This window comes from Alistipes sp. (assembly GCF_020026455.1).
In the GTDB taxonomy this organism is placed as follows: domain Bacteria; phylum Bacteroidota; class Bacteroidia; order Bacteroidales; family Rikenellaceae; genus Alistipes.
The window spans coordinates 192,088-216,785 of the sequence record NZ_JAHHQJ010000004.1; the positions used below are offsets into that span (position 1 = coordinate 192,088).

17 protein-coding genes, 1 tRNA gene and 1 pseudogene are annotated in these 24,698 nt (G+C 59.7%); 7 read left to right on the plus strand and 12 right to left on the minus strand.

Annotated elements, in window-relative coordinates; genetic code table 11:
• The first annotated feature begins 23 nt into the window (after positions 1 to 23).
• A complete protein-coding gene (locus tag QZ460_RS03865; protein WP_290540281.1) occupies positions 24 to 623 on the plus strand; it encodes a ribonuclease HII in 600 nt (199 codons plus the stop codon).
• 122 nt (positions 624 to 745) lie between these two features.
• Here the strand turns inward: QZ460_RS03865 and QZ460_RS03870 are convergent, their stop codons facing one another.
• From QZ460_RS03870 to dprA, 8 genes and pseudogenes are all read right to left on the minus strand, one after another.
• The gene (locus QZ460_RS03870; protein WP_290540300.1) at positions 746 to 1,207 is read right to left on the minus strand and encodes a biopolymer transporter ExbD; all 462 of its coding nucleotides are present in this window, start codon (positions 1,205 to 1,207) and stop codon (positions 746 to 748) included.
• Positions 1,208 to 1,219: 12 nt separating this feature from the next.
• Entirely contained in the window at positions 1,220 to 1,825 is a 606-nt protein-coding gene (locus tag QZ460_RS03875; RefSeq protein ID WP_290540282.1) for a biopolymer transporter ExbD, read from the minus strand.
• A 14-nt stretch (positions 1,826 to 1,839) separates the two neighbouring features.
• Positions 1,840 to 2,259, minus strand: a complete 420-nt coding sequence (locus QZ460_RS03880) for a hypothetical protein (protein ID WP_290540283.1) — start codon at positions 2,257 to 2,259, stop codon at positions 1,840 to 1,842.
• A 28-nt stretch (positions 2,260 to 2,287) separates the two neighbouring features.
• On the minus strand, positions 2,288 to 3,040 hold the full coding sequence (locus QZ460_RS03885; RefSeq protein WP_290540284.1) for a MotA/TolQ/ExbB proton channel family protein: 753 nt from the start codon (positions 3,038 to 3,040) through the stop codon (positions 2,288 to 2,290).
• A 363-nt stretch (positions 3,041 to 3,403) separates the two neighbouring features.
• Positions 3,404 to 4,432: an asparaginase gene (locus QZ460_RS03890; RefSeq protein WP_290540285.1), complete on the minus strand. Its 1,029-nt coding sequence runs from the start codon at positions 4,430 to 4,432 to the stop codon at positions 3,404 to 3,406.
• Positions 4,433 to 4,439: 7 nt separating this feature from the next.
• Positions 4,440 to 4,565 (minus strand): annotated as a pseudogene (locus QZ460_RS03895) (TIGR04076 family protein); the annotation flags it as partial.
• Complete coding sequence (locus QZ460_RS03900) at positions 4,562 to 5,413, minus strand: TatD family hydrolase (RefSeq protein WP_290540286.1); 852 nt, start codon at positions 5,411 to 5,413, stop codon at positions 4,562 to 4,564. The pseudogene QZ460_RS03895 and the gene QZ460_RS03900, both read right to left, overlap by 4 nt.
• Entirely contained in the window at positions 5,410 to 6,510 is a 1,101-nt protein-coding gene (gene dprA / locus QZ460_RS03905; RefSeq protein WP_290540287.1) for a DNA-processing protein DprA, read from the minus strand. The genes QZ460_RS03900 and dprA overlap by 4 nt, the downstream gene beginning before the upstream one ends.
• 266 nt (positions 6,511 to 6,776) lie before the next feature.
• On the opposite strand from dprA, the gene QZ460_RS03910 reads away from it, so the two are divergent.
• Positions 6,777 to 6,847: transfer RNA gene (locus QZ460_RS03910), tRNA-Cys, on the plus strand.
• A 420-nt stretch (positions 6,848 to 7,267) separates the two neighbouring features.
• Here QZ460_RS03910 and QZ460_RS03915 read toward each other — a convergent pair.
• Complete coding sequence (locus QZ460_RS03915) at positions 7,268 to 9,385, minus strand: Tex family protein (protein ID WP_290540288.1); 2,118 nt, start codon at positions 9,383 to 9,385, stop codon at positions 7,268 to 7,270.
• Positions 9,386 to 10,073: 688 nt separating this feature from the next.
• On the opposite strand from QZ460_RS03915, the gene QZ460_RS03920 reads away from it, so the two are divergent.
• The 3 genes from QZ460_RS03920 to QZ460_RS03930 are packed head-to-tail and all read left to right on the plus strand — an operon-like array spanning position 10,074 to position 15,870.
• Positions 10,074 to 12,980 carry a TonB-dependent receptor gene (locus QZ460_RS03920; protein ID WP_290540289.1) on the plus strand — a complete coding sequence of 969 codons (2,907 nt, stop codon included), beginning with the start codon at positions 10,074 to 10,076 and terminating at the stop codon, positions 12,978 to 12,980.
• 13 nt (positions 12,981 to 12,993) lie between these two features.
• The gene (locus QZ460_RS03925) at positions 12,994 to 14,268 is read left to right on the plus strand and encodes a DUF4876 domain-containing protein (protein WP_290540290.1); all 1,275 of its coding nucleotides are present in this window, start codon (positions 12,994 to 12,996) and stop codon (positions 14,266 to 14,268) included.
• A 12-nt stretch (positions 14,269 to 14,280) separates the two neighbouring features.
• Positions 14,281 to 15,870, plus strand: coding sequence for a DUF6850 family outer membrane beta-barrel protein (locus tag QZ460_RS03930; protein WP_290540291.1), 1,590 nt, complete (start codon positions 14,281 to 14,283; stop codon positions 15,868 to 15,870).
• Between the two features lie 136 nt (positions 15,871 to 16,006).
• Here the strand turns inward: QZ460_RS03930 and QZ460_RS03935 are convergent, their stop codons facing one another.
• The 3 genes from QZ460_RS03935 to QZ460_RS03945 all read right to left on the minus strand — a co-directional run bounded on the left by QZ460_RS03935 (position 16,007) and on the right by QZ460_RS03945 (position 22,571).
• Positions 16,007 to 18,181 (minus strand): S46 family peptidase, encoded by a 2,175-nt coding sequence (locus QZ460_RS03935; RefSeq protein WP_290540292.1) that lies wholly within the window; start codon positions 18,179 to 18,181, stop codon positions 16,007 to 16,009.
• Positions 18,182 to 18,244: 63 nt separating this feature from the next.
• Positions 18,245 to 20,203, minus strand: a complete 1,959-nt coding sequence (locus QZ460_RS03940; protein WP_290540293.1) for a 4Fe-4S binding protein — start codon at positions 20,201 to 20,203, stop codon at positions 18,245 to 18,247.
• 370 nt (positions 20,204 to 20,573) lie between these two features.
• Positions 20,574 to 22,571, minus strand: coding sequence for a glycoside hydrolase family 97 protein (locus tag QZ460_RS03945; protein WP_290540294.1), 1,998 nt, complete (start codon positions 22,569 to 22,571; stop codon positions 20,574 to 20,576).
• 496 nt (positions 22,572 to 23,067) lie between these two features.
• Here QZ460_RS03945 and QZ460_RS03950 point away from each other — a divergent pair, with 496 nt between their 5' ends.
• Both QZ460_RS03950 and QZ460_RS03955 read left to right on the plus strand, forming a co-directional pair.
• A complete protein-coding gene (locus tag QZ460_RS03950; RefSeq protein ID WP_290540295.1) occupies positions 23,068 to 24,330 on the plus strand; it encodes an anaerobic sulfatase-maturation protein in 1,263 nt (420 codons plus the stop codon).
• Between the two features lie 72 nt (positions 24,331 to 24,402).
• Positions 24,403 to 24,621, plus strand: a complete 219-nt coding sequence (locus QZ460_RS03955; protein ID WP_290540296.1) for a hypothetical protein — start codon at positions 24,403 to 24,405, stop codon at positions 24,619 to 24,621.
• Positions 24,622 to 24,698: the final 77 nt, after the last annotated feature.

Here is a 24,698-nt window from a genome sequence, read left to right on the forward strand (position 1 = left end):
ATAATCCGTAACTTTGTGGCGCGATGTTAGAAAACCAGTATCAATACGACCTTCCGGAAGCCGGTTGCGACGAAGCCGGGCGGGGATGTCTGGCCGGACCGGTGTTTGCTGCGGCCGTGATGCTGCCGCCCGATTTCCACGACCCGTTGCTCAACGACTCGAAGCAGATGAGCGAACGCAACCGCGAGAAACTGCGGGTCATCATCGAGCGCGAGGCCGTCGCATGGGCCGTCGAGGCGGTTTCCGCCGCGCGGATCGACGAGATCAATATCCTGAACGCTTCGTTCGAGGGCATGTCGCTGGCTGTGGTGCGTCTCGATCCCGCTCCGGCGTTTCTGGCCATTGACGGCAACCGCTTCCGCACACGTCTTGAAATTCCCTGGCGCTGCATCGTCAAGGGCGATGGCAAATATGCCGATATTGCCGCGGCCTCGGTGCTTGCCAAAACCCACCGTGACGAGTATATGCTCCGTATCGCCGAGGAGTTTCCCCAATACGGCTGGGCGAAGAACAAGGGCTATCCGACGCGCGAGCATCGTCTGGCCATCCGCGAGCACGGCCTCACACCCCACCACCGGCTGACATTCAACCACGAGATCGATCAGCTGGAGTTCCCCTTCTGACTTCCTTTTTCCTCCTTTTCCCGGTGTTTCCGCTGGCTTGCGGAGTGTGTGGTGCCTGTACCGTTGGGCAACAAAAAAGAGCAGGCGGTAAACCTGCTCTTTTTTCAACTGAAATCTCCGGATCAGTAACCCATCGACTTGGAAGCCGCATAGGAGAGTTTCAGGGCGTTGGCACGACGCAGCTCCTGCTTGACGTCGGTCACGATACCCATTTTGGTTGCTTCGTCAGCCTTGAGGCAGATCGTCATCGAAGCACGGTCTGCTTCGGAGAGTTTGTCGCGCTCGGCGGCTACGAAGTCCAGGATGTCCCGGGTCGATTTGTAAGAGTCGTTCAACTGGATGCGCGGCGCGGTTCCGAACTTTGCCTGCATCATCATTGCCGGAGGACCGATGTGGATGAAACTAACGAGCGATTTCTTCTCGAGCTTCTGTACTTCGGTTGCTTCCGGAAGTTTGTATCTCACCAGCAATTCCTGATCGCGCATGGTCGTCGAGACCATAAAGAAGAAGAGGATCATGAAGATCACGTCAGGAAGCGAAGCGGTCGAGATAGGGGGCAGACCTTTGCTGCCCTTCTTTTTCATTACTGCCATGGCTTACTTCTTAATGTTACGCGGTTCAGCCTCCGAAATCTTCAGAGGTACGGCTTTCGATACTGCATTGCGCAACTCCTCGGGAAGATCCGCGAATTTTGCGCCGAATTTACGCTGTGCCACTTCGTCACGCACTTCGTTGAATGCGCGCGTGAGTTCGTTCTGCACCATGATATAGGACTGGTAGCCCGTATCGCGGGTCGTCTGCAACGAGACGACGCCTTCGCTCACGGGGTATACCCACTTGTCGCCGTCGGGAAGCTCAATGTCCTTGTCCGCCTTCTCGGGCAGGTTCTCGTCGTCCATCGGGTTGAGGATGAACTCTTTGGTCCTGTCCTTGAGCTGGCGCAGGTCGATCGCCTCCTGTTTTCCCGAAGTTCCTGCCATGATGTCACCTCTACCATTGATGAACACCAGGAAGAGGTTGCGCTCCTTGACCTTGACTTCATCCTGGGGTTGATCCTCAGGAGGCATCGGCGGAAGCATGCGCACCAGACCCGTGTCGGTATTCATGGTAGTGGCCACCAGGAAGAAAATCAGCAGCAGGAAGGCGATGTCGGCCATAGAACCGGCATTGATCTCCTGGATTTTTCTTTTATCTGTTGCCATTGTTTCTTACTCGGTTATTTGAATGCGCCCCAGATCTCGGTTGCGATGGCCGTCACGAATGCGGCGACACATGCAACATAGGTTACGAGGATGCTCGTTTCGGTAATTACGGTTTCACCGTGGCCAAAGAACCCGTTGTTCTGCAGGTCGACGATGTTCACCGTGTGGCCTGCCGAGTAGAAGTACGACACGCCCACGATCAGGATGATCAACGCCAGAGACAGGATGGTTCCCTTGATGCCTGCCGGGTTCTGAATCATTCCGAAAACGGCGCAGAAAATGGCCGCAGCGACAGCGAACACGAAGAGGAAGTAGCCCCACATCAGGTTCATGCTGATCGATGCGTCCGAGCCGCCGGTAGCGATCGCGTAGACCATGAGGACTACGGTGATAGCCATCAGAATGCCCAGCATTATGTTTAAAATCTTTTTCATAATTGCTTTTGACTTTTTCAGCGTTCGATTATTTCTTGTTGTAAGCCGTCAGAATATCCATCAGCGTGATGGACGAATCCTCCATATCGTTCACGAGCGAGTCGATTTTCGAAACGATATAGTTGTAGAACAGCTGAAGAACAACCGCCGCGATAAGACCCATGAGGGTCGTCAGCAGAGCGACCTTGATACCACCTGCAACCAGCGTCGGGCTGATGTCACCGGCAGCCTGGATGGCGTCGAACGCCGCGATCATACCGACAACGGTACCCATAAATCCCAACATGGGCGAGAGGGCGATGAACAGGCCGATCCACGAGAGACCCGACTCCATCTGGCCGGTCTGTACCGAACCGTAGGAAACGACGGCTTTCTCAACAGCGTCGAGACCCTGGTCGTAACGGTCCAGACCCTGGTAGTAGATCGAAGCGATCGGGCCGCGGGTGTTGCGGCAAACTTCCTTGGCAGCCTCGATACCGCCGTTCTTGAGAGCCTCCTCGACGGATGCGATGAGTTTCTTCGAGTTGATCGTCGAAAGCGACAGGTACAGAATGCGCTCGATGGCAACGGCCAGACCGATTACCAAGCAGAGGAGCACCGGAAGCATCCACTCCCAGCCGCCTTCGAGGAACTTCTGCATCATGACGTGGTGCATGCTGTCGCCTGCGATCTGGGTTTCAGCGGCAACCGTTTCGGTTGCGGCAGCGGCATCCTGTGCGAACGCACTAACGGTACCCAATACGGACAGGGCAGCCGACGGAATCAAAAAAAGTTTTTTCATAGTTGTGTTGGATAAATTAAATTTTGATTAGTTGATCTTTTTATTGTTGTGTTTTGGTTTCTTCTTTTCCGGTCGGCCGGGCTTTCCGGTCGGGCGTTTCCGGCAGATTATTTTTTCATTAAAAATAATTATTTTTTTTGTCTTTGGCAACGTTTGCGGCGTCCTTTTGTGCTCCGGTGCAGTTGTCGAAGTCCGTTCCTGCACGTAAAACCCAATCCCGGATAATCCATCCTGGACCCGATCAAGTAGTTGTCAATCAATCTTTTTGCCTGTTTGCTACGCCTGCCTCAGCCCAATGGTCCCGGCGGAAAGGGTACGTTAGCAGTGCGAAATATAGAAAAAAAAATTGTTACGTGCAATGTCTTATGCCGTAAATTCTCCGCGCAGAGGCTTGCGCAGGAGCATGCGGGTCTCTTCGTCCGGCAGTTCCAGCCCGAGGACGTACATCAGTTTGGTCACGGCGGCCTCGGTGGTCATGTCGTAGCCGCACAGGACGCCTGTTTTTTGCAGTTTGAGCCCCGTTTCGTACAGTTCCATCGAGACGCGGCCTGCGCCGCACTGCGTGATGTTGAGGAGGATGATTCCGCGGGCTATGGCCTCTTCGATGACGCGGATGAACCATTCGGAGGTGGGGGCATTGCCCGCGCCGAAGGTTTCGAGCACCACGGCCCGCAGTCCCGGAGCCGAGAACATGGCCCGCAGGATCTCCTCGCCCATTCCCGGGAAGAGTTTGATCAACTCGATGCCTCCGGAGAGCTTCGTGGCGATGCGCAGCTGCTCCGGCGCCTCGTCGGGCTGCAGGATTGCCGGGAGGTTGTAGGCAATGTTGACGCCGACTTCGGCCAGCGGCGGGTAGTTGTAGGAGCGGAAGGCGCTCAGGGCCTCGGCGCTGCGTTTGGTGGTGCGGTTGGCGCGGAAGAGGCGGTTTTGGAAATAGAGCGACACCTCGGGGACCTCGGGGCGGTCGCCGATGCGTGCTCCGGCGATTTCGATGGCCGTGATGAGATTCTCTCGTCCGTCGGTGCGCAGCACGCCGATCGGGATCTGGCTTCCGGTGAAGACCACGGGTTTGGCGAGATTTTCGAGCATGAAGCTCAGGGCCGATGCCGTATAGGACATGGTGTCGGTCCCGTGCAGCACGACGAATCCGTCGTAGCGGGCATAGTTGTCGCGGATCAGGCGGGCGAGGGCCACCCAGTTTGCCGGCTCCACGTTCGAGGAGTCGATCACGGGCGACATCGTGTGTACGTCGATGTCGACATTGAGGCGTTTCAGCGAGGGGAATTCGTCGTAGATACCGCTGAAGTCGAAGGGGACCAGTGCCCCAGTGGCGGCGTCGGTCTTCATGCCGATGGTCCCGCCCGTGTAGATGATCAGAATGGAGGATCGCATAGCGTTTTTATTTCTCTAATGTTTCGATCAGAAAGCTCACGGGACGAAACCCGTCGTTGCAGGAGATCATCGCCGAGGCGGGATTTTTCATCCAGCCGTCGTAGATGTTCGTGCCGCCGTGTGCCAGTGTCATGCTTTTTCGGGCCGGGGAAGGCCGTTGTTTGATGTGGGGAACCCCGAGAGTTCTGGCGCCGGTCCGAACACGCGGGCGGCATTGGCCGTCGTCGCTTCCGCGACCTCTTCCGGGGTGAGCCCCTTGATCTGGGCGACTTTTTCGCAGATGTGGCGCACGTAGGCCGATTCGTTGCGCTCGCCCCGGTGAGGTGCGGGCGTCAGATAGGGGCAGTCGGTTTCGAGCACGAGGTCCCGCAGCTCCATTTCGCCCACGACTCCGGCCAGCCTGCTCTTTTTAAAGGTCACCACGCCGCCGATGCCGAAAACGAAATCGCCGTACTCCTTCAGTCGGCGGTAGGTTTCGATTCCGTCGGAATAGGCGTGAAAAACGCCCCTGACACCCCGGCCGCGGTATTCGTGCATGATGGCGACGGTTTCGGGCCAGGCGTCGCGCGTATGTACGGCGATCGGCAGTCCGTGTTGCAGCGAAAGGTCGATCTGGCGGCGGAAGGCCTCGATCTGCTCTTCCCGGAAATCGCGGCTCCAGTAGAGATCCAGCCCGATTTCGCCCACGGCGCAGAACCCTGCGATTCCCTCGGGCGGCCGTTGCAGGTAGCCTTCCGCCAGAGCAAGTTCGTCGCGCCAGCGGGGATTGTCGTTCACCGACGTGGGGTGCAGCCCCATCATCGGAATGCACCGCTCCGGGTGTAGGCGGCACAGTGCGAACAGCCGCTCGTGACTCTCCGAGTCGATGGCCGGGAGCAGCAGCCGCCCGACCCCTTCGGCCGCGGCACGCGCCAAAGCCTCTTCGCGGTCGTGGTCGAACGCTTCGTCGTAGAGGTGTGAATGTGTATCTGTCAGTTTCATAGCTTCATGTATCGGTTTTCGGGCAGCTGACGCACGGCCCCCGCCAGCTCCAGCCCTACGAGCAGCGTTGCCAGTTCTCCGGGATTCAGCCCCGTCAGTTCGCCGAGCGCTTCGACCGACAGCGGGTCGTCCGTGCGGAAACAGCCCAGCAGTCCCGCTTCGTCGGGCGTCAGCTCCGGGGGCGGGGGCTTTGCGCGCAGCGTTGCGGGATTCGCCCCGAGATCCCACTGCAGCTCGCCGATCACGTCGTCGGCCGTCAGTACCAGCTGCGCCTTGCGGTTGCGGATCAGGTGGTTGGTGCCTGCCGATGCCCGGTCGGTGATGCGTCCCGGCACGGCCATCACCGACCGGTCGTAGGAGTCGGCGCAGTGGGCCGTGAAAAGCGACCCGCCGCTGTCGGGCGACTCGACGACGATACACCCCGCGCTCAATCCCGCGATGATGCGGTTACGCGCCAGGTAGAAGTTGCCGTTCTGTTTCGTTTGCGCATGCAGTTCCGTGACCAGCGCACCTCCGCGGGCGAGGATCTCGCGTGCTACGTTCGCATGCTGGGCGGGCGTCACCCCGGGCAGGGGGTTGGCCACGACGGCGACGGTCTGCACCCCGGCTTCGAGAGCCGCGCGGTGCGCCGCAACGTCGATTCCGAAGGCCAGGCCGCTCACGACCGAAAGTCCCGGAATGCGCTCGGCGAGTCCTCCGACCAGCCGGCTGCAGGCCGCCTGCCCGTATGGGGTCGCCTCACGTGTTCCGACGATGGAGATACAACGGGCCGCGAGGGCTTCGATACGGCCCTTTATGTATAGTACATGGGGATAGTCCGGAATCTCGCGCAGCAGGGGCGGATATTCCGGATCGGTGGAGGCTACGGCCGCAATGTCGTTGCGGCTGCAGTGGACGAGTTCCTTTTCGGCGGCCGGAAATCCTTTCCGGCGGACGATCTGCTGGGCGGTATCGGGCCTCAGTCCGGCTCTGGCGACGAGTTCATCGGCCGAGGCGGCGAAAATGTGCCGCGCATCGCCGAACTGCTCGAGCAGATGCACGGTCCCTTTTATGCCGATGCCCGGAGTCATCTGAAGGGCAATATCCTCGATGGTCATATCCGCGAATGAGAAAATCGTTGTTGTGGCTGATAAAGGTAGCTGTTTTTGGGAAATAACGGGAATTTATTCGGGAAATAATGCAAAGTTGGGCAGAAGTTTTGCAAAAATCAGAATTGTTCGTATATTTGCACTCCCGATGCGCTTGAAATTTGGTTTCGAACGATCCCCGGGCCGGACAGATGCTGTTTTCGGATGAGAGAGGGAGCGGATGGGAAACCGATAAGGTTAGGTTGGTGTAGATAGGGTGTATCGGGAAAAACGATGGTCTGATGGCCGAGTGGCTAGGCAAAGGTCTGCAAAACCTTGTACAGCGGTTCGAATCCGCTTCAGACCTCACAGAAACCGCGTTGCAGATGCCTGCAGCGCGGTTTTCTTTGTTTCTGTCGTGCTCTGCACTCCGGTCCTGAATTTGTACGGCTCCTGTTTTGGGAGTCCTGACTGGATCGCTTATCGGGAGTTGCTTCGCTGTTTGTTGTCCCGGTTTTAAAAATAGGTGGATGAAGATCTTGTCAAGGATGAAACCGAATTGGCCGGTTTCATCTTTGATATTTATAAGCGTTGCACCCCATTGTCCGCACCGTTTTCCGTGCCTCGCGGTCACGGCAGCAGGCTGAGGGCGGCGGAGGCGTGGGCGGCGGGCTGGCGGCGGGGAGTTACCGCTTGATGGAGTGGCGGCGGGCTGGCGGCGGCTGGCGTCGGGTCGTGGGCGTCGGGTCATGGGCGGCGGACTCTGATGATTCTGGCATGGGCGTTTCTATCCTTCGCGGCGCATCGTCAGCGAGATGCGCCCGCGGGTCGTGTCGATGCCCGTCACCCGCACTTCGACGTGCTGCCCCAGGTGCACCACGTCGGTCGGTGAAGCCACATAGCGGTCGGCCAACTGCGAGATGTGCACCAGTCCGTCCTGCTTGACGCCGATGTCGACGAAGGCCCCGAAAGCCGTGATGTTTGTGACGATACCCGGCAGAAGCATCCCTTCGCGCAGGTCGCCGATCGTGTGCACGTTGGGGTCGAATGCGAAGACCTGCAGCTGTTCGCGCGGGTCGAGGCCCCGTTTGTCGAGCGCCTCGAGGATGTCCGTCACAGTCGGCAGACCCACTTCGCCGCTCACATATCGTTCGGCCTTGAGGCTGCTGCGCAGCTGTTTGTCGGCCAGGAGGCGTTCGACCGTCACACCCGCATCGGCGGCCATCCGCTCGACAATGGCATAGGATTCCGGGTGCACGGCGCTGTTGTCGAGCGGATTCGCTCCTCCCACGACCCGCAGGAATCCGGCCGCCTGCTCGAAGGCCTTGGCGCCCAGCCGCGGCACTTTGAGAAGTGCCCTGCGGCTTTTGAACGCGCCGTTCGCCGCCCGGTAGTCCACGATGTTCTGCGCCAGTACGGGGCCTAGCCCCGATATGTAGGTCAGGATGTGTTTCGACGCTGTGTTGATGTTGACGCCGACCCGATTGACACAGCTTTCGACAACCGTCTGGAGACGTGCCTTGAGTTTCGCCGGGTCGACGCTGTGCTGATACTGGCCCACGCCGATCGACTTGGGTTCGATCTTGACCAGCTCCGAGAGCGGGTCGATCAGGCGGCGCCCGATGCTTACGGCCCCGCGCACCGTCACGTCGTAGTCCGGGAACTCCTCGCGGGCCGCGGCCGATGCCGAGTAGACCGACGCGCCGTCCTCGCTCACCATGAAGATCTCCACGCCTTCCAGCCCCAGCCCGCGGACCAGTTGTTCGGTCTCGCGGCCCGCCGTGCCGTCGCCGATGGCGAATGCCTCGGCCCTGTACCTGGCGGCCAGCGATTTCAGCGTCTCGGCAGCTTCGCTTTGCCGGCCTTGCGGCGGATGGGGATAGACGGTCGTGTTGTGCAACAGGTTGCCCTGTGCGTCGAGTGCCACGACCTTGCATCCCGTGCGGAATCCCGGGTCGATGGCCACGACGCGCTTCTGCCCCAGCGGCGAGGAGAGCAGCAGCTGGCGCAGGTTCTCGGCGAAAACCCGGATGGCTTCGTCGTCGGCCTTCTCCTTGGCCGCCGCGAGCTGTTCGGTTTCGATCGAGGGGCGCATCAGGCGTTTGAACGAGTCGGCGACGGCCGCTTCCATCCATGTGCGCGTTGTCGATCCGGGCCGCACGAACAGCCGGCGGAGGTTCTCGATGCAATGTGCGGCATCCACGTCGACCGTGATTTTCAGAATACCCTCCTCCTCGCCGCGGCGCATGGCCAGAAAACGGTGCGAGGAGATGCTGCGCAGGGGTGTCGCGGCATCGAAATAGTCGGCATATTTCGCCCCTTCGGTCTCTTTGCCCCTGACGAGTTTCGAATGGACGAGGCCTTCGCGGGCAAAGATGCGGCGCAGCGTGTTGCGGGCGCGCTCGTCTTCCGAGATGCGCTCGGCGACGATGTCGCACGCTCCGGCGAGGGCCTCCTCCGGAGTCGGGACTTCGGCCGAAACGAACCGCCGGGCCTGTTCGGCGACATTGCGGGACTGCTGGGCCAGGATCATTTCGGCCAGCGGCTCCAGACCCCGTTCGCGCGCCACGGTGGCCCGCGTGCGGCGTTTGGGCTTGTAGGGCAGGTAGATGTCCTCCAGCTCCACCGGGTCCCAGCACTCCGCGATGCGTTGGCGGAGGTCCGGGGTCAGCCGTCCCTGCCCCTCGATGGTCGAGAGCACCGTCTGCTTGCGGGCTTCGAGCTCGGTGAGCCGGTCGAGCCACTCCTTGACGGAGGCGACCTGCACTTCGTCGAGCGAGCCGGTCGCTTCCTTGCGGTAGCGGCTGATAAAGGGGATCGTCGCCCCTTCGCGGAGCAGACGCACGGTTCCCTGCACCTGGGGCAGAGGTATTTGCAGTCGTCGGGATATGGTTTGTTCGATCATGTTCGGAAAATGTTCTGCGGCAAAGATAGGAAAAAGCCGCCCGACGGCAAATCCCGGGGAGGCTTTCGCTGCGGAGCGGTCCCTGTTGTCCCTCGGGGTGGAATCCCGGATTCCGGGGTGTGTGCCGGCAGCGGTGAGGGCGGTGCGCCGGGCGGCCTTGAGGACGGAAGTTGCAGCCGTCCGCTGCGGATCGGCCCGGCCCCGGTTCCCCGCTCCTGCGGGGCCGATCCGGAGGTCGCGGCAAGGGCGATGATCCGGGCGGATAGGGGTGCAATATGCCGCGGAATGTGTTCGGATTGTAGCCTCTGTGAAATTCATGGCGCGAAAAGGGAACCGGAATGGCGTTTTTTTCTTATCTTTCGGGGCTGAATTCGTCTCGCTTCAAAGGAAACAGGCATGAGGGAAAGTGGATTATACCGCCGCATGGCGACCGCCTGGATCAACTCTCCGGTCCATGCCGACGAATTCCCGGCCCGGGATCTCTCCCCCGCGGGAATTGCCGCCTCGTCTGTTGGCAGACGCGCATTTTCCGCTGCCCGGCAGATGCGTCGTGCTGCCGCCGGGAGTTGCTGTTGTGTCCCCTGACCGGTAAAATTCCCCATCCTCGGGAGTGCCGCCTGTCGTGCGGCATGCTGTCCTTGTCCCGAAAACGAACGACTTGCTTACTATTCACATAACCCTGTTTGCCGTGAAGAAATTTTTACTGATGTTTTTATTGGTCGTCGTCTGCATTCCGCTGGAAGCGCAGACCCAGGCTCCGAAGAAGATCTCCATCGAAGGGACCGTGACGGAGTACGACACGAAGGAGCCGATTGCGGGCTGTGTGGTCTCGATCCCGACGCTTGAGCTGTGGGTGGTGACCGATGCCAGGGGGCGGTTCCGGATGCCGTCGGTGACCACCGGCAGCTATACCATCGAGGCGAGCTGCCTGGGCTACGAGCCGCTTTCCTACAAGGTGACGGTCAATGCCCCGATCGAGGCGCTCTCGCTGCGCCTCAAGGAGTCGAGCCTGCTGCTCAACACCGTGACCGTAACGGCCCAGAGGGGCCGCAGCATCAACTCTTCGTCGACGATCGACCGCCAGGCGATGGACCACCTGCAGGCCTCCTCCGTCAAGGACGTGATGCAGCTGTTGCCGGGAGTGCTGACGTCGAATCCGGAGTTGACGAACTCCGCGTCGAATTTTGTCGGCATCCGCGATCTGCCCAACCCGATGACGGACGGCAAGGATGCGAACAGCCTCAATTCCAGTTCGGTGGGAGTCTATGTCGATGGCGCCGTTGTGAATAACAACGCGATGCTGATGGGCGGCAAGGCGGCCGCTTTCGGGCAGCAGACCGCCCGGGGGATAGACATGCGCACCCTTTCGACCGACAACATCGAGTCGATCGAGGTGATTCGCGGTGTGGCGTCGGCCCAATACGGCAATATGAGTGCGGGAGCGGTCGTCGTCAAGACCAAGCAGGGGCGCACTCCCTACGAGATCCGGGTGAAGGCCGTGCCGGACACCAAGGCCGTGTCGCTGACGAAAGGTTATGCCTTGGGGTCCGAAAAGGGCTTCCTCAATGTGTCGATCGACTACGCCAATGCGATGAAAGACATCCGCACGGTGGAGGAGTCCTATGACCGCGGAACCTTTTCGGTGGGTTATACCAATACCTTCAACCGGGACCGCACGCCGTTTCAGTTCCATGCTAAGGTGAGCGGCTACCTCTCGCGCGGCACCGCCAAGGCTGATCCGGACAATATCTCGCAGGCCGAGCGCAAGGAGCTCGACGACCGGAACCTGTCGGTCAACCTCAGTGGTTCGTGGCTGCTCAACAAGTCGTGGATCACGTCGTTGAAATACGTTTTCAACACATCGATGATACGCCAGTACGCCCGGCAGCGGATGGCGCCCGGCGCCCTGGGGGTCGCCAATCCCGGTGCCCTGGAAAACGGGGAGTATCTGACCGAATTTACCCCGGACAACTACTTGAGCGACATCCGGAATTTGAGCATGGCCTATTACACGACAGCCAAAATGGTGGCCGAACTTTCGGGCCGTTACGGCAAGGTCTACAACAAGGCGATGGTCGGCATCGAGTGGAACAATTCGGGCAACACGGGCAAAGGACAGTACTACGCGGGAGTGCGTCCCCTGTCGTTCCGTCCGGAGCCGTTCAGCGCCATTCCCTTCCTGAATCAAGTGGCTCTCTTCGCCGAGGAAAAGGCGACGCTGCCGATCGGCAAGACATCGCTTACGCTGCAGGCCGGTGGGCGCTTCACCTGCATGGCGACGGATTGGTTGAACGACCGGTGGGCCGTCGATCCGCGTTTTAACGCCAAATATACCATCATCGCCAATCGTGCGCCGAAAAAGGTCCGCGAGCTGTCGCTGCGCGGCGGCTGGGGCATTCAGACCACACTGCCGTCCCTGCGGATGCTCTATCTTTTTCCGGCGTATGTCGACCGGGTTTCGTTCAGCTGGGGCGGAACTTCCGAGGTGGGTCCCGTGGCGGCCTGGACCACGTTCGTGACCCCGCGGTCCGATCTGATTAACCGCGATCTGAAGATGCAGTACAGCAAGAACTTCGAAGTGGGTCTCGACTTCGATATGTTCGGGATCAAGGGAGGCATCACCTACTATAACGAAAAGATGCGTAACGGTTATACGCTCCGTATGGTTCCGCAGGTGTTGACCTTCCGGGAGTACGAGACCTATAAGGGGACCGAAGCCCCGGAGTATATGGACGATCCGAACCGCCCGGGACAACCGGTTCTGGGCGCGGGAGGCGTCCCGCTCGCCTATCGGGACGAGCGCATATTCAATACGGCATCCGTCAAAAAGCCGGCCAATGACGGCAAATACGACAAGTGGGGAGTCGAGTACACGTTCGATTTCGGGCAGATTCGCGCGGTGCGGACCTCGGTTGTCGTCAACGGAGCATACATGACCCTAACGCGGAAGGAGGGAGAGGGCGTGTTGTCGTACGATGCTTATTCCACGGTGAAGGTTCCTTCCGGGGGCAAGAACATTTACAACCCGTTTCTGGGGGCCTATTTCGGGGGTCCGTCCGTCTCTTCCGGTTCGGTCTACACCCGGTTCAACTCCAATGTGAACCTGATCACGCACATTCCGAAGCTGCGTCTGATCGCGACACTGACGGTTCAGTGTGTCTGGCTCAACCGGACCCGGAGTCTCCAGGCCGACGGGGTCTACATCCTCGATGAGGACGGCAATCCGGTCTACGGCGATTTTTCGCACGGGACGAATGGCAAGACGATCTACCGGGATCCCGATTTCTACATGAATCAGGATGGTCAGCTCCTGCCCTTCGATCGGGATCTGTACAACGATCCCACCTATGGGGCGGCTTACCGGGAATATCTTCAGACGGGCAACGCGACGACGATGTTCGTCGAAAATTCGTTCAAACCCTATTTCATGGCCAACCTCCGTGTCACGAAAGAGATCGGACGGATAGCCCAGATCTCCTTCTATGCCAACAACTTTACCAATTCGCACCCGAAGATGTTGCTGAAGAGTACGGGAACCTACAAGCGTGTCAATACGAACATTTATTTTGGTGCGGAACTGAAACTTAAATTCTAAAGAGTCGCAGAAGATGAAAAGGATTTTATATTGCCTGATCCCTCTGGCGGCGGCCTTTCTGTTGTGCGGCTGCCTCAAGGATTTGAAAGACGGCGAATTGCTCCATGGCAACAGGGAGGTGCTCATTTCCATCGATTTGGGCGGAGAACTGGCATCGCTGGACAAGGCGGGATTCAGGGTGACGATGCGCAATACGAAGATCGGGAATACCTATACCGCCGAAACCGACGGGAGGGGCGAAGTCCGCATTGACGCCGAGTATGGCAATTACAGCGTGATTGTCAGCAAAGTGGCCGACGTGGGCGGAGTCAGCAAGTTTCTGCACGCTACCCGGGATTTTGTGCTCAACAAGGACGGTCAGTCGGTCGGAACGGAGCATCTTGAGATCAGGGCCACGGCACGCGGGGCGATCATCCTCAAGGAGGTCTATTTCCACAAGACCATGTCTGCCGACGAGAGTGCGAAATATAATTACGATCAGTATTTTACGCTTTGCAACAATTCGGATGAGGTGCAGTATCTCGACGGGGTGGGCGTCGGCTTCCACACCACGTTCAATTCGGGGAAATCGGTCGTCTACAATAAATTCTGGCTGGGAAGCACCAGTACCGAACTCCGCGACTCGATTCCGGTCAACGCTTTCGGCTTTGTTTTTCCGGGTACGGGCCGCGACCATCCGATCCGGCCGGGCGAAGAGGTTGTGATCGCCCTGAGTGCCGTCGAACATACGGCGGCCCAGACCAACAGACCGATGAACCTTGCTGCGGAGAATGTCTGGGCGATGTATATCGACCGTTTCGGGTCGGGGGCCGCGGTAAAGGCCCCGGCTGCGGGCGTTGAACGGCTGGAATGCTTCTGCGAACTGGCATCCGGCAATTCGATCGTCCTTTCCATCAGTTCGCCGGCGATTGTCGTCTACCGGCTGCCCGGAGATCCTTATGCCTATGTCCGGGAGGGAGCCGTCAAGGGGCGGCCCTACGGCCAGGTGATGTACCAGCCGGCAAAGTATCAGAGCATGCCCTCGATCATGGTCCCCAAGGAGTGCATTCTCGACGGTGTGGAGTTCCGCAACAACGACACGCATGTTCCGCGCCTCTGTGCCGACATCAGCCTCCAGCCCCTGTTTATCACGACGACCTCGTACAGCGGTCAGTCCTATATCCGTCGGGTGGATGCGGCGGCGTCGGCGATCGTCGGCCGCACGGTTTATCAGGATACGAACAATTCGGCCGACGACTGGATCTCGCTCGATGAACCGACCCTTTGCACGGAGTACAAAAATCGATAAAACGAAACAGCCATGAAGAAAAAGACATATGCGGTGCTCCTGTTGACTGTGTTCTGTGCGGGAACGGGTGTTTTTGCCCAGCCTTCCGCTCCGGAGGAGAACCTGGAAAAATACTATACGCTGGAACGGATCCGCTCGAAAAGCGGATGGCTCGTTTCGGACAATGCGGCGGGTTTGATGCTCAATCGGGCGTCGCTCTCCATTGCGGAAGTGGACTATGAATTCGGGCGGGGCGGCCTGCGCAACGTTACCGATGGGGCCGAAGTGCACGCATTCGGTGTCGGGTCCGAGTCGTACCGCCGGTGGAAGCGGCTTTCCTTCTACGGCAAGTTGCGTTACGACTATGCGGCTTCGCAGGATCGCAGCTGGGCGGGAAATGCCGACATCGGCGATTCTCCGATGCTGATCGGCGATTCGATTCCCGGAAATACGCGCGATGAAACCTATGCCATCGAGGCCGGGGTTGCTTACCGTATGGGGCGCTGGGTGATCGGAGCAATGGGGAAATACGAGGATCGCAGCCTGGCAAAGCGTCGGGATTCGCGCAATAAAACCACCTCCATGTCTTTGAGTGTGCTGCCGGGTGTGATGTTTACCTCGAAGGCCGTGAATGCGGGTCTCAATTTCGTCTATCGGCGAACGACGGAGCAGGTCGGCTATGCGGCCTTCGGCACGAATACCACCGGCGGCATGATCTATTTCTTTGAAGGCCTGTGGTTCTATACCAGCCAGCAGCTCGGGGGAAGCGAGGCCTTCCATGACATCTATTACAAAGGGTCCGAATACGGAGGCGCCGTCCAGTTGGAGCTGAAATTGGGCCGGCGGGTGAAGTTCTTCAACCAGTTCTCGGCCGAATACGGCAAAATGGAGCGTTTCCGCTTCGAACTGGACCAGCGTCTGGGCGACAACGATCAGTTGACCTACCGCTATCTGGGGGTGATTGACATTGCGGGCCGCAACGTCGATCAGCGGCTTTCGGTCGATGCGTCGTTCGGCGACCTGCTGAAATACAACAACATCCAGGAGCTGGAGCTCGACCCGCATACCGATCAGAAACACTACAGGCAGTATGGCCGCTTCCTGAAATTCTCCCGGCAGCAGCGCCGCGTCGATGCCGATTACAAACTCTACGTCAAGCGCAACGAGTGGAGCAGTTCGTGGATCGTCGATGCGGCCTATACCTATTGCCGCACCCGATCGGAGTATACGATCTCCCCGGCGCGCTACAATCAGGATCTGCACTGGTCGACACTGATGCTGGGAGCTACGAAGAATTTCTGGTTGGGCAGCCGCAACTGGCTCGACGCGACGCTGCGCGGCGGCTACACGTTCGGCGGCGGGACCGAGCAGGAGAAGAACTGCCCCGAGGGAGTGCAGATCGACAACGAGAACTACCGCGCCGATCTGCTGGCCCGGGAGTACGGCTTTCTGACCAACGACCGCCTGAACGGCGAGGCCGGCCTGCGTTATACGCACTGTTTCCCGGCGAAGAAAATAAGCCTGTACGTCGATCTGAAGGGTCGCGCGGCATGGGGACGCAGCGGGCTGATGGACGGCAGCCGGCGCGGCGGACTGTTTGCGGCCGTGGGTCTGAACTTCTGATCGGCCGGCCGTTGTTGAAAACCCCGCAGGGCGTGTGCAATGTCCTGCGGGGTTTTTGTTGTCGGGGATCCGTGAAAAAAGGGACGGAGGCCTTTCGAAAGACCTCCGTCCCCGGGCGAAGGATGCGCCGGGCGGATTATTCCACCAGCTGCATTTCGTCAATCAGCTTTCCGGCGCCGGCGTATTTGTCCATGATCCACAGCACGAAGCGGATATCGACGCAGACCGTCTTGAAGTTGGTCGGGTGGAAATAGATGTCGCCCGACATCGACTCGCGGTTGCCGTCGAACGCCAGTCCGATCACCTCACCCCGGGCGTTGAGCACCGGACTGCCCGAGTTGCCGCCCGTGATGTCGTTGTTGGTGAGGAAGTTGACATACATCCGGCCGTTTTCGCCCCAGCGTCCCCAGTCCCTGTTGCGGATGAGCGACTGCATTCGCTCGTCGACCCGGAATTCGTAGTCGTTGGGGTTGTATTTCTCGAGGTAGCCGTCGATCGTCGAACGGGAGTCGTAGTGCACGGCGTCCTTGGGCGAAACCGGACCCACGTTTCCGTAGGTGAGGCGCATTGTCGCGTTGGCGTCGGGATATTGGGGCGTGCCCTCCGATTCGCGCATCTCGTAGATGGCATGGGCGTAGCGGAGCTCCTCCTTGTCGGTGTCGATGCCCGATGCCTCCCCGATCTGCCTGAGCTGCTCGGTGAAGCGCCGCGAACCGACCGAATTGGCCATCGCCGCCATTGGGTCGGAGAGGATCTCCTCGGCGGTGCGGGGCTGTGCAAACCAGGCGCAGAGCTTTTCGTAGCTGGTGCAGCAGGTGTTTTCGAATGCGTAGTCGACCAGTGCCGGGACATTGCCCTCGAAGCGGTCGTAAAGCTGTGCCAGTTGCTCGCCCCACATCCTGCGGGGCACGTTGTCGGTGAAATGCTCCATCATCCGGGCCATCACCTCTCGGTCGGTGGCCAGGTCGAAGTCCTTCATCATGCGGCGGGTGTTGGACTTCACGCCCGCGAAGTTCTTGTCGCCGTCCTGCACCGAGGCGATGCCGTCGCGCCGCATGCGGTCGACGAGCATGCCGAGACGGTTGGCCGTCATCATCACGTCGCTCGGGCGAATCCACGTCTCCTGGAAGTAGCACTTTTCGCGCACGGCTTCGGCGCGGGCCTCATAACCCTTTTTGAGGTTGGCGAGCAGGTCGCCGTATTGGGCTTTGCGGGTCGGGCTGGCGTCGATCCAGGCGGCGAGGCGTGCCTCCTCGGCGGCGCGGATGCCGATTACGTCGTAACGGCGCAGACAGATGTTCTCCCACTTGGCATAGTCGGCGTAGTTGCTGATGTTGAAATACTTGTCGCTGTACATCAGCCGCACGTCCGGGTCGGCCTCCATGTGGCGCAGCATGATGTCGAGACGCTCGCGGCGCGCCTTGATCACCACGGGATTGGTCACATACTCCTTTTCGCGTACGGCCGACGAGGATAGATAGCGGTTGGTGCGGCCCGGAAATCCGATCACCATGGCGTAGTCTCCGTCGTGGATGCCGCCCGTGGCGATCTGCAGCACCTTGCGGGGCGTGATGGGCACATTGTCCTTCGAGTAGGGTGCCGGGCGCCCCTTCGCGTCGCCGTAGACGCGGTAGAGGGCGAAGTCGCCCTTGTGCTGGGGCCATCCCCAGTTGTCCTGCTCGCCGCCGAAGGCCCCGATTTTCGCGGGAGGCGCGCCTGCGAGACGCACGTCACGATAGATCTCGTAGTAGAAAAGCAGGAATTTTTTGCCCTTCCACATCGAGGCGCACTCCACGTCGAAGTGAGTCTGCCGGCCGTATTTCCGTTCGAGGATGCCGTAGATCTTGCGTGTCCCGAAGAGCCCCAGACTGTTGGCCCTTTCGAGAGAGTCGCGTATGGCCAGAGCCTCGTCCGTCACGTCGCGGACCTGGCGCAGGAAGGTCACGGTCTTGCCCTTGAGCGGCAATTCGTCCTTTGGGTCGAGGGCCCAGAAGCCCTCTTCGAGGTAGTTCTTCGCGGGGGTGCTCAACGCGTGGATGTCGCCGTAGGCCACGTGGTGGTTGGTGATGACGAGACCCCGGTCCGAAATCACGCTGCCCGTACCCATGCCGCCGTCGATGGCCACAATGGCGTTGCACAGCGCCGGGGACTCCTCGTTGTAAATCTCCCCGGGTTTGAGTTTCAGCCCCGCCTTCTTCATCCGGGGGTAGATCACGTTCTGGAACGTGCTGACCAGCCACATACCCTCGTCGGCCGTCGCCGCACCCGGGAGCAGGAGACAGCCCAGCAGGTAAAAAATCGCTTTTTTCATAGTCTTCTCGGTTTATCGCGAAAAAGGGGCCTGCCTGTCACAAGCCCCCGTATGTATGTTGCCTCAGAGCGTGTGCCCTTCGGCTCTGAAGGAGAACTTCGGTTCCTCGTCCTTGAGCGATCCGTCCTTGTATTTCACGGGCCACACCTTGGCGTTGAGCAGTTCGTTCCAGATCTTCGCGTCGTCCCACATCGACCGGACGTAGACGATCCTCAGTACGGGAACCTCCTCGTCGTTCAGCGCCACGTCGAGCCGCGTGATGCCCTCCTTGAGGGCGAGGAATCCGCGGAAATAGGGGAAGCTGCGCTTGATGAGCGGCTTCTCGATGCCCCGGCACTCGACTTCGTAGACTCCCTTGGGGTACTTTGCGTCGTCGCCGTACGTCTCGCTGTTCTGCCTGAACGGAGCCGAGAGGTTGCGGGTCTGCTCGAACATCAGGTCGAGGAACTCGCGGCGTCCGATCCTGCCGGCGGCGGGGTCGTAGCTCTTGAGGCGGTAGTGAACCGGAATCGTGCGGATTTTGCCGCCGTGAGCCGGCATGCGGGCCTCCTTGACCTCGATCGAGTCGCGGAGCATCTCTTCGGCGATTTCGACCGACGGGTCGATGTAGAGCGTGACGGCCACCGGACAGTCGTATTGGGCGTCGAAGCCGCAGATGCCGTCGATCTTGCGCAGGATGGCCCCGAAGTAGACCATGTCCATCTTGTCGTGGAGCCCCTCGACGCCGATGCGGACCACCGACAGCGAGTCGACGCCGGCTTTGGGCGTTGCGAACTTCATGGTCGTCGGCGAGAAGATCGCCTTGTCGATGCTTTGCTCGTCGATCGCCTTGGGATCGTAGCTGATGACCACGGCATGGCGTTTCACGAATGTTTTCACACCGTAGATGCCCGGCACTTTCTGCATCTTCGCGGAGAAGGCTTTCGAACTGCCGAAACATTTTACCGACGTGAGCCCCTCGATTTCGTAGGTCTGCAGTCCTGCGACCTGTTCGTATTCGCTCCACTTCTCGTCGATGGTCGGGAGTTCCCAGTGGCTGCCGAACCACAGCGCCGAGGCGAAGAGCACAACGGCCAGCATGCCGGGCAGCCAGCGCAGCGAGCGTTTGCCGCCGACCTGCAGCGAGCCTTCGGGGCAGGCCGAGACGCACGTTCCGCAGAGCGTGCAGTCGATGTGTCTCACCTTGTCGAGGTTCTTGATGTCGATCGAATAGGGACATTTGCGGCGGCAGACGTCGCACCCGGTGCACGTGGCTTCGTCGCGGACGATGCGCAGCAGCGGGAACACCCTGCTCTTGAGATAGATCATCTCCCAGAGGTAGCCGACGGCGCAGGCGGCGCCCAGTGCCCATACCCAGGCCGAAGCCACGCCCAGGAGTCCGAGCACCCACATCAGGATGACGATGCCCGCGAAGGTGATGGTGAACTTGAAGATGTTGCTCAACGCCCCCAGCGGACAGATGTATTTGCACCAGAACATTTTGACGAAAAAGCTGCCGAGGAAGAGCAGCGTGACCGAAATGACGGTCATCCAAGCGGTGATCTCACCCCTGAATCCCGTGGCAATGGCGTAATAGGGGTCGAAATTCTTGCAGAAAAGTTCGCTGCTCGAAGCCGACATGTAGAATACGTAGAACAGCAGCACGTATTTGACGGCGCGGAGCAGACGGTCGGCGATGCTCCCCGGGCGGATTGTGACGCTGACCTTCAGTTTTTTGCCGCCCCTGCCCATCCATTCGCTGACAGTTTCCAGCGGACAGAGGTAGCCGCAGAAGAGTTTGCTGAAGAGGATCACTCCCAGGGCGAGCATGACGCCCACCATGATCTGTGTCATGGACATCGTGCATGCCAGCGAGTTGTTGACCAGGTAGCTGCCCAGTGCCTGCAGACCACCGAACGGGCAGTAGGCCTCCACGTCTGCGGGTGTCTCCCCGAGCGTCACCCCGTAGACCACAAATCCCGCGATTGCCGCAAGCGTGCCCCACTGCAGCAAATTCTTTAACCAGTTGCTTTTTCTTTTCATTGTTCGGGTTGTAATGTAAATGATGTGTGTGTGATACAAAGATACGAATTTTGAAGTTCGGTTGCTACGCGGCATCCGTTTTTTGGGCCTTCCGTGCGTCCTTTTCGTGTATTTGCCCGATTGTGGGGCACAATCGGGCGCATGACCGATCGAAAAACAGCCTCCAATCCGGGCGGCAGGACACCCGCCGTGACACTCGCCGTGGCACCCGCCCTGACACTCGCCGTGACTCCTGCCGTGATGCCTGCCCTGACATCTGCCGTCGGGAGCTCCGTGCGCGGGAGTTCCCCCGGGCATGGATTCCGATTTTCGAAACGAAACCCGGACGGCCTCGATGGCCGCCCGGGTTTTCCGTGTGTGTCGTCGTGCGCTATTTGCGCGTAATCTTCAGGGCGAAGCCCCCTCCCGGGGCCATCGCCACCGTCAGTTTCCGGTCGGCGGGGATTTCGACCTGCTCGCGTTTGTAGTCGCGGGCCGCCTTGTCGGCATTGACGCCGTCGCGGAACAGTTCCGCAGTGTAGTCGCCCTCGCCCAGAAAGCCGAGGTCGATGGTCAGGGAGCGGGCACTCCAGTCGGTCATGCCGCCGACATACCAGGTGTCGCCCTTGCGGCGTGCGATGGAGACATACTCCCCGACACGGCCGTCGAGGCCCACGGTCTCATCCCACGTCGTCGGAACGGAGGCGATGAACCCGGTGCATTCCGGCTCGCCCATGTAGTTCGACGGCGAGTCGCACAGCATGTTGAACGGCGATTCGAAGATCACGTATTCGGCCAGCTGGCGGCAGCGCGTGCCCTGGCTCATGGCCTCGGAATGCACGGGGCGGAAGTTCTGGCGTGTGGCGTTGCGCATCGCTCCCTGCGTGTAGTCCATCGGTCCGGCGAGCATGCGGATGAATGGGATCGTCACGTCGTAGGTCACCATGTCGGTCTTCGCGCTGGACCACTTCATCTGTTCCAGCCCGAATACCCCTTCGAAGTTGAGCATGTTGGGGTAGGTGCGCTGAATTCCCGCGGGTTTGTGATAGCCGTGCATGTCGAGGAACAGGTGGTATTTGGCGGCGGTTTCCGCCAGGCGGTAGGTGAAGTCGGCGATCTTCTGGTCGTCGCGGTCGATGAAATCGACCTTGAAGCCCTTGATTCCCATCTCCGAGTAGTGCTTGCAGACACGTTCGAGATCGCGCTCCACGGCATGGAATCCGGCCCAGAGGACGAGACCCACGCCGCGCTCCTTGCCGTAGGCGACCAGTTCGGGCAGGTCAATTTCGGGGATGACCTGGAAAAGGTCGGCTTTTTTGTTCACGGCCCAGCCTTCGTCGAGAATGACGTATTCGATGCCGTGGTCGGCGGCGAAGTCGATGTAGTATTTATAGGTTTCGTTGTTGATCCCCGACTCGAAGTCCACGCCGTAGAGGTTCCAGGCGTTCCACCAGTCCCAGGCCACCTTGCCGGGTTTGATCCACGAAACATCCTCCACGCGCGACGGAGCGGCGAGGCGGTAGACCATGTCGTTGTCGGCCAGCTGGATGTCGCGTTCGGCGATGGCGAAGATGCGCCACGGGAAGGTGCGGGTCCCCGAGGTGCGGGCGATGAACTCCTCGCGCTCGGTCACCAGCAGCTGCAGTTCGTTGTATCCGCCCTGCTCCACCTTGGCCGGACAGGGTGCGAAGTTGCCCCGCAGGGCCTTTTCTCCCGTGGGGTTGTAGAGGTACATGCCCGGATAGTCCTCCAGATCGGACTCGGCGATGACGATTTTCGCCGTTCCGGCGTCTGCCAGTACGGGCAGGAAGGCCAGGCGGTCGTTGGCGACCTGCGAGACGGGCTGGGTGTCGTAGGTGTTTTCGAAGCTGGAGAAGTAGTAGCGGGCCAGTCCCGATTCCCGCTTGCTGTCGCGGGCGTAGGGGACCAGCGTCGTGAAGTCCTCCGGGAAGCGGATGTCCACCAGCTCGTCGGCGACGGTGATTTCGCCTTTCATCGAGGTGCGGAACCGGTAGGCCGTACCGTCGTCATAGGCCCGGAAGTCGATTCCGTAGCCGCCTTTGAACGTAAGCGACAGCGCGTTGTAACGATCCTCGACGGTGCTGCGCTTGTAAAGGGGTGCCTCGATGGTCTCGTCGACATGCTGCGTCGACGCCTTGCGCACCGCGGCCTTCCGGCCGAGCACGCGTCCGTCGGCGAGCGTGAGCGAAAGGGGCGAGGGGGCGATCAATTCTTTGCCGTTGTGTGCAATGGAGTAGGTGACGGCATCGGCGCCTACATCCACGCGCACGGTGATTTTCCCGTCGGGAGATTTCAGGTCATAGGTCTTGGCTGCGGAGATTCCGGTCCCGGCTCCGAATAGCAGAAGGGTCAGAAGTAGTTTTTTCATAATGGATCATTGGGTTTGGGAACGAAAGATAATGAAAAAAAACGAAAGTCGGCGTTCCCGACGAAAAATCGGCTGCTTTTCCCGCCAGGCACCCTTCCCGGTATTGCGTCGGGGCCGGAAGAGGGTGCCGGCAGCCCGCAACGACGTGCCGGGCCGCCGGGCGGGCTCGTCCCGCTGCGCGACGCCGCTTTCGACACCGTGCGGCAGTGCTCTCCGTGTGGCAGTACTCTCCGTGCTGCAGAACTCCTCGTACGCCAGAACTCCCCGTGCGGCTTAACTCCCCGCGTGGCGGCGTGCGGCAGTTTCGCGCCTTTCGTTGTCCGAAAGGATGCGGAGGGGCACCGGCTGCCGACTTTTCGGGAGGAATTTGGGCCTGCTGGGCCCGGTCCGACAAATTTTGAGCCTGAAATGCTCCCGATTGCCCGGCCGTTTCCGTATATTTGTCGAAAATAATTGCGGACGCGGTCCGTTTCATGCGTAAATCTGGTAATCTCCTATGAAATCCAAGGACATCTTCACGTTCCGCGACGCGGAAAAACAGGCAGGTCCGGTTGCCTTTTCGACGATGCTCAAGCCGGCCGGTTCGGCCTGCAACCTCGACTGTCACTATTGCTACTACCTGGACAAGGCCGTGCAGTATGGCGGCCGTCAGGCCGTGATGAGCGACGAGCTGCTGGAGCTCTATGTCAAACAGTACATCGAGGCCAACGAAGTCCCGACGGTGCAGTTCTGCTGGCACGGCGGCGAGCCGCTGCTGCTGGGGGTGGACTTCTACCGGAAGGCGATGGCCTTCCAGGCGAAATACGCCGCCGGCAAGCGTATCGAGAACATCCTCCAGACCAACGGCACGCTGGTCGACGAGGCCTGGTGCGACCTGTTCGCCGGGAACAACTTCCTGGTGGGGATCTCGCTCGACGGACCGCAGGACATTCACGACTCGTTCCGGCTGACGAAGGGCGGCCGTCCGACCTTCGGGCGCGTGATGCGGACGATCGAAATGTTCCAGCGCAACGGCGTGGAGTACAACACGCTGAGCGTGGTGAACCGTCTGTGTGAGGGGCGCGGCGGAGAGATCTACCGCTTCTTCCGCGACACGGTGCACAGCCGCTACATGCAGTTTCTTCCCGCCGTGGAGCATGTCGTCGACCAACCGGATTTCCATCGCCCGCTGATCGTCTCGCCCGACCGCGAGGGGGCCCGGCTTGCCGAATGGTCGGTGACGGCCAAGGGCTATGGCGACTTCCTGTGCGACGTGTTCGACGAATGGGTCGTGAGCGACGTGGGTCGCTGCTACGTGCAGCTGTTCGACGCCACGCTGGCCCAATGGTGCGGCGTGCAGCCGGGCGTCTGCTCGATGGGCGAGACCTGCGGCGACGCGCTGGTCGTCGAGCACAACGGCGATGTCTATTCGTGCGACCACTTCGTCTATCCCGAATACAAACTGGGCAATATCCGCGACACGCCCTTGTCTGCGATCTACCGTTCGCGCAAGCGGGTGGATTTCGGTCTTGCCAAGCGCAATGCCTTGCCTGCCGAGTGCCTGCGGTGCAAATACTACTTCGCCTGCCGGGGCGAGTGTCCGAAACACCGCTTCGAGACGGGGTCCGACGGCTGTCGCAAGAATTCACTCTGCGAGGGATTGTTCCGCTATTTCCGCCACGCGGAGCCCTATATGGACTACATGCGCGATCTGTTGTCGAAGCAGCAGGCCCCGGCATGGGTCGTGCCCTTCGCCCGCAAGCGCATGGGGCTGATGTGATGCCCTTGTCCGGATTTCCCGTTTTTGGCTCCGCGGGCGCCCGCAAGTACCGGACTTACATTCAAGCCAAGTATGGGTTACAATACGGAAGAAGGGATGTTTCTTGGATTTGATGTAGATTTTGACGGCATAACATTAACAATTAATGGAGAGGCAATGTATGAGGAAGTAACCAATGGTAGGGAAAAAGAACCTCATGGTTTTAAAATAGGAAAAGATCCAATGCCACTTATAGGCAAAAAATCTTTATTTAAGGGAAAGGTTTATCCTTTTAATGCAAAAAAATCATAAACAATAAATATGAGAACTTTATTATTAATAGTCCGTTAAAAATTCAACATATTGGCTAAGCGGCTTCTGCCACTATG